The sequence below is a fragment of the Mycobacterium sp. TH-M25 genome (assembly GCF_057473665.1).
On sequence record NZ_JBYCLA010000315.1, the window covers coordinates 1 to 6,088 of the forward strand.

Below are 6,088 nucleotides of genomic sequence, written 5' to 3' on the forward strand. Positions count from 1 at the left end.
GCGACCGGCACCAAGTGGTCGTTCTTCCCGCAGGGCGCCTCCGGGGCGGCCGCCCCGCCGCACGACCTGGTGGTCAACGCCGACGAGTCGGAACCCGGTACATGTAAAGACATTCCGCTGATGCTGGCCACCCCGCACGTCCTGGTCGAGGGCGTGATCATCGCGTCGTATGCGATCCGGGCCAGCCACGCGTTCATTTACGTCCGCGGCGAGGTGCTGCCGGTACTGCGGCGCCTGCAGAACGCCGTCGCCGAGGCCTACGCCAACGGATATCTGGGCAACAACATCGCCGGCTCGGGCTACGACCTGGAACTGGTGGTGCACGCCGGCGCCGGAGCCTACATCTGCGGCGAGGAGACCGCGCTGCTGGACTCGCTGGAGGGCCGCCGCGGCCAGCCGCGGCTGCGTCCGCCCTTCCCCGCGGTCGCCGGCCTGTACGGCTGCCCGACGGTGATCAACAACGTCGAAACCATCGCCAGCGTCCCGTCGATCGTGCTGTACGGCGTCGATTGGTTCCGCTCGATGGGTAGCGAGAAATCGCCTGGGTACACGCTGTATTCGCTGTCCGGGCACGTCACCAGGCCCGGCCAGTATGAGGCGCCGCTGGGTATTACGCTGCGTGAACTGCTCGACTACGCCGGGGGCGTGCGGGCCGGACACCAGCTGAAGTTCTGGACACCGGGCGGATCGTCGACGCCGCTACTGACCGACGAACACCTCGACGTGCCATTGGATTACGAGGGTGTCAGCTCGGCCGGGTCGATGTTGGGCACCAAGGCGCTGGAGATTTTCGACGAAACCACCTGTGTGGTGCGCGCTGTCGGTCGTTGGATCGACTTCTACAAGCACGAGTCGTGCGGCAAGTGCACGCCGTGCCGCGAGGGCACGTTCTGGCTGAGCCAGATTTATCATCGTCTGGAAGCCGGCCGCGGTACCACCGAGGATTTGGACAAGCTCACCGACATCGCCGACGCGATTCTCGGAAAGTCGTTCTGCGCGTTGGGTGATGGTGCGGCGAGCCCGGTCGCATCGTCACTCAAGTTCTTCCGCGACGAATACGTCGCGCACATCGAGGGCGGCTGTCCGTTCGACCCTCGGGAGTCCATGCTCGAGGTAGACGGAGTGAAAGCGTGACGCACGTTGCCAGGGCATTCACCCGCGAGGGGGCGTGTTTGTACTGCGACACGCGGCCGCGCTCGGCATTGTGCGCACGCTCGCGGGGTCTTCAAGGGAAGGAGCGCTGCGCGTGACGCAAACCGCCGACACCGGAGCGAAGGTCGCCGAGCCCGAACTGGTGACGCTGACCATCGACGGCACCGAAGTCAGTGTTCCCAAGGGTACGTTGGTGATTCGGGCCGCCGAACTGATCGGTGTGCAGATTCCCCGGTTCTGCGACCACCCGTTGCTGGACCCGGTGGGCGCGTGCCGCCAATGCCTGGTCGATATCGAGGGGCAGCGGAAGCCGATGGCGTCGTGCACGATTCCTGTCGCCGACGACATGGTGGTGCACACGCAGTACAGCTCTGAAGCGGCCGACAAGGCCCAGCACGGGGTGATGGAGCTGCTGCTGATCAACCACCCGCTGGACTGCCCGATGTGCGACAAGGGCGGTGAATGCCCATTGCAGAACCAGGCGATGTCGAACGGGCGCCCAGAGTCTCGCTTCGACGATGTCAAGCGGACATTCACCAAACCGATCAGCATCTCCTCGCAGGTGCTGCTGGACCGTGAACGCTGCATCCTGTGCGCGCGCTGCACCCGGTTTTCCGAGCAGATCGCCGGCGACCCGTTCATCGAAATGCTCGAGCGCGGAGCGCTTCAACAGGTCGGCATCTACGCCAACGAGCCGTTCGAGTCGTATTTCTCCGGCAACGCCGTTCAGATCTGCCCGGTCGGCGCGCTGACCGGCGCCGCCTACCGCTTCCGCGCCCGCCCGTTCGACCTGGTCTCCAGCCCGAGCGTGTGCGAACACTGTGCGTCGGGCTGCGCGCAGCGCACCGACCACCGACGCGGCAAGGTGCTGCGCCGGTTGGCCGGTGATGAACCCGAGGTCAACGAGGAGTGGAACTGCGACAAGGGGCGCTGGGCGTTCACCTACGCCACTCGGGGAGACCGGATCACCACTCCCCTGGTCCGCAGTGCCGACGGCGCACTGGAGCCCGCCTCGTGGCCGCACGCGATCGCCGTGGCGCTCGAGGGGCTGACCACCGCAGCCGGCGGTGCCGGTGTGTTGCCGGGTGGCCGGTTGACGGTCGAAGACGCCTACGCCTACTCCAAGTTTGCTCGAATCGTGTTGGGCACCAATGATATCGACTTCCGTGCTCGTCCGCATTCCGAGGAGGAGACGCAGTTCCTCGCCGCGCGGGTTGCGGGCACGCTGTTGAGCACCAGCTACGCCGACCTGGAGTCGGCACCGGTGGTGCTGCTGGTCGGCTTCGAGCCCGAGGAAGAGTCGCCGATCGTCTACCTTCGGCTACGTAAGGCCGCCCGCAAGCACGGGCTGCCGGTGTACTCGGTTGCACCGTTCGCCAGCAACGGTTTACCGAAGATGCACGGCACGCTGCTGGCGACCGCGCCCGGCGGCGAAGCCGCCGCGCTGGACGGCCTGGCCGGCGGCGAACTCGCTGGTCTGCTTTCCAAACCGGGAGCCGTCATCCTGGTCGGCGAACGGCTGGCCGGATCGCCTGGCGCGCTGTCGGCCGCTGCCCGGCTCGCCGACAGCACCGGCGCGCGACTGGCGTGGGTGCCGCGGCGCGCCGGTGAACGTGGGGCGATCGAGGCCGGCGCACTGCCCAACCTGCTGCCCGGCGGTCGGCCGCTGAGTGACGAGACCGCCCGGTCGCAGGTTGCGGCGGGCTGGAACGTCGCCGCATTGCCTTCGGCCGCGGGCCGTGACGCCAGTGCGATCTTGGCCGCCGCGAAATCCGGCAGCCTGGGCGCCCTGCTGGTCGGCGGTATCGACCCCAACGACTTCGCCGACCCCGACGCGGTGCTGGCTGCGTTGGACGCGGCGGGCTTCGTGGTGAGTCTGGAGTTGCGGCACAGTGCGGTCACCGAACGCGCCGACGTGGTCTTCCCGATCGCGCCCGCCGCGGAGAAAGCGGGGACCTACCTCAACTGGGAGGGCCGCCAACGCAGCTTCTCGGCGGCGCTGCCACCGGCCGCCACACCGGACTGCCGCGTACTGGACACGCTGGCCGACGAGTTGGGGATCGATCTCGGATTCCCCACTGTCGCGGCGGGTTTGGCCGAACTCAATCGGCTGGGCACCTGGGACGGCACGTCCGCTACGGCGCCGACCGTCACCGCGGCCACCATGCCCAAAACCGCTGCTGGCGAAGCCATCCTGGCGGGCTGGCGGATGCTGCTCGACGACGGGCGACTCCAGGATGGCGAGCCGCATCTGGCCGGCACCGCACGCGCACCCGTGGTGCGGCTGTCGGCTGCGACGGCAAGCGGACTCGGCGCAGCGGACGGCGACAACGTCACCGTGCGCACCGATCGCGGCTCGATCACGCTGCCGTTGACGATCACCGAGATGCCCGACGACGTGGCGTGGCTGCCGCTGAACTCGCCGGGCTCGGCGGTGCACCGGCAGCTGGGCGTCACGGCGGGAGCCGTCGTGATGATTGGAGTGAGCAAACGATGACCGGCTTCGGGCATGACACCTGGTGGCTGATCCTCGCCAAAGCGCTTCTGGTCTTTGTGTTCCTGGTGCTGACGGTGCTGGTGGCAATCCTCGCCGAGCGCAAAATCCTGGGCCGGATGCAGATGCGCTGGGGACCCAACCGGGTGGGTCCGCGCGGCTACCTGCAGAGCCTGGCCGACGGCATCAAGCTGGCACTCAAGGAGCCGATCGTCCCGTTCGGCGTCGAGAAACCGATTTTCATTCTGGCACCAGCCATCTCGACGATTCCGGCGATCACAGCATTTGCCTTCATCCCGTTCGGTCCGCAGGTTTCGGTGTTCGGCCACTGGACACCACTGCAGGTGACCGACCTGCCCGTGGCAGTGCTGTTCATCCTCGCGCTGTCCTCGATCGGGGTGTACGGGATCGTACTGGCCGGGTGGTCCTCGGGATCGACCTATCCGCTGCTGGGCGGGGTGCGCTCGACCGCGCAGGTGATCTCCTACGAGGTCGCGATGGGTTTGTCATTCGCCACGGTATTTCTCTACGCCGGAACGATGTCCACGTCACAGATCGTCACGGCGCAGAACCGGGTCTGGTACGTCTTCCTGCTGCTGCCGTCGTTCTGCACCTACCTGGTCTCGATGGTTGGTGAAACCAACCGGGCGCCCTTCGACTTGCCCGAGGCCGAAGGCGAACTGGTCGCCGGCTTCCACACCGAGTACTCGTCGCTGAGCTTCGCGATGTTCTTCCTCGCCGAGTACATCAACATGACCACGGTGTCAGCCCTGGCCGCCACGCTGTTCATGGGTGGCTGGCACGCACCGTGGCCGCTGACCGCGGTGTGGGCGGGTGCCAACAGCGGCTTCTGGCCGGTGCTGTGGTTCACCGCAAAGGTGTGGGTGTTCCTGTTCCTCTACATCTGGCTGCGCGGCGTGCTGCCGCGACTGCGTTACGACCAGTTCATGGCACTCGGCTGGAAGATCCTGATTCCGGTGTCGCTGGTGTGGGCACTGATCGCGGCGGCCATCCGCACACTGCGCGACCAGGGGTACCCGCACTGGATGCCGGTGCTGGTCAGCTCCAGCATCGTCGTCACCGCCGCGCTGCTGTATCTGTTGCAGCGACCGTTCAGCAACAGACAGCTACGCAAGAAGCGACGCCGCACCGAGTCGGTCGAAGCCCTGCACTTCGAACCGGCGTTCCCTACGCCGCCGATGCCCGGTAAGCCGCTGGCACCGGCGACCAAGGAGGCAACCAATGGCTAAATTCCTCAGTTCCCTTGCGGGATTTGGCGTCACGTTCGGCGCGATGTTCAAACGCCCGATCACCGAGAGCTATCCGGAGAACCCCGGCCCGGTGAAGCCGCGGTATCACGGCCGCCATCAGCTCAACCGTTACGACGACGGGCTGGAAAAGTGCATCGGCTGTGAGCTGTGCGCGTGGGCGTGCCCGGCCGACGCGATCTACGTCGAGGGCGCTGACAACACCGAGGAGCAGCGTTTCTCCCCCGGTGAGCGCTACGGCCGGGTCTATCAGATCAACTACCTGCGCTGCATCGGATGCGGGCTCTGCGTCGAGGCGTGCCCGACCCGTTCGTTGACCATGACCAACGAATACGAGATGGCCGATGACAATCGCGCCGACCTGATCCTCGAGAAGCACCAACTACTGGCTCCGCTCCTGGAGGGCATGACCCCAGCACCGCACCCCAGGGCTGAAGGCGCCACCGACGCCGATTACTACCGCGGCAACATCACCTCAGAAGGCCTGCGCAACATACCGATCACGGACGTTTCGAAGTGACCACCCAGCTGGCCGCGGACGTCATCGCCCGCACGTCCACCGGCGAAGCGGTGACCTTTTGGCTACTGGGCACGCTGGCGCTGATCGGGGCGCTGGGTGTGGTGATGGCCGCCAACGCGGTCTACTGTGCGATGTCGCTGGCGTTGACGATGATCGTGTTGGCGGTGCTCTACATGATCCAAGACGCGCTGTTCCTCGGCGTCGTGCAGATCGTGGTCTACACCGGCGCGGTGATGATGCTGTTCCTGTTCGTGCTGATGCTGATCGGCGTCGACTCCGCGGAATCGCTGGTGGAAACCCTTCGCGGACAACGGGTCGCCGCAGTGCTGGCCGGCCTGGGCTTGGGAATCGTGCTGATCGCCGGGGTCGGCAACGTCGCCACCGACCGGTTCGCGGCTAATGGTCTTTCGGCGGATATCGCTCCCGAAGGCAACGTCCAGGGACTGGCGGCGCTGATCTTCTCGCGGTATCTGTGGGCATTCGAGCTGACCAGCGCGTTGCTGATCACCGCGGCGATCGGCGCGATGATCCTGGCCCACCGCGAGCGCTTCGAGCGCCGCAAAACCCAGCGCGAGCTGTCCATCGAACGGTTCCAGCCAGGTGGTCATCCGACGCCGTTGCCCGGCCCGGGAGTCTTCGCCCGGCACAACGCGG

Annotated in this window: 5 protein-coding genes; all 5 read left to right on the forward strand. The window is 66.5% G+C overall.

Translation table 11 applies throughout. The annotated features are described in order from the left end of the window. The coding region (gene nuoF, locus AC2VOU_RS10630) for an NADH-quinone oxidoreductase subunit NuoF (protein WP_486957342.1) at window positions 1-1,134 on the forward strand (1,134 nt) is incomplete at its 5' end. Window positions 1,135-1,246: 112 nt separating this feature from the next. Then, a complete protein-coding gene (locus AC2VOU_RS10635; protein ID WP_486957343.1) occupies window positions 1,247-3,649 on the forward strand; it encodes an NADH-quinone oxidoreductase subunit G in 2,403 nt (800 codons plus the stop codon). Continuing rightward, the gene (gene nuoH / locus AC2VOU_RS10640) at window positions 3,646-4,896 is read left to right on the forward strand and encodes an NADH-quinone oxidoreductase subunit NuoH (protein ID WP_486957344.1); all 1,251 of its coding nucleotides are present in this window, start codon (window positions 3,646-3,648) and stop codon (window positions 4,894-4,896) included. The genes AC2VOU_RS10635 and nuoH overlap by 4 nt, the downstream gene beginning before the upstream one ends. After that, complete coding sequence (gene nuoI, locus AC2VOU_RS10645; protein ID WP_486957345.1) at window positions 4,889-5,434, forward strand: NADH-quinone oxidoreductase subunit NuoI; 546 nt, start codon at window positions 4,889-4,891, stop codon at window positions 5,432-5,434. The genes nuoH and nuoI overlap by 8 nt, the downstream gene beginning before the upstream one ends. Then, window positions 5,431-6,088: NADH-quinone oxidoreductase subunit J (locus AC2VOU_RS10650; RefSeq protein WP_486957346.1), on the forward strand; the 658-nt coding region annotated here is incomplete at its 3' end. The genes nuoI and AC2VOU_RS10650, both read left to right, overlap by 4 nt.

Bases quoted from the DNA above. Each gene is read 5' to 3' on its own strand.
- nuoH (WP_486957344.1), top strand. From the start codon at position 3,646: ATGACCGGCTTCGGGCATGACACCTGGTGGCTGATCCTCGCCAAAGCG.
- nuoI (WP_486957345.1), top strand. From the start codon at position 4,889: ATGGCTAAATTCCTCAGTTCCCTTGCGGGATTTGGCGTCACGTTCGGC.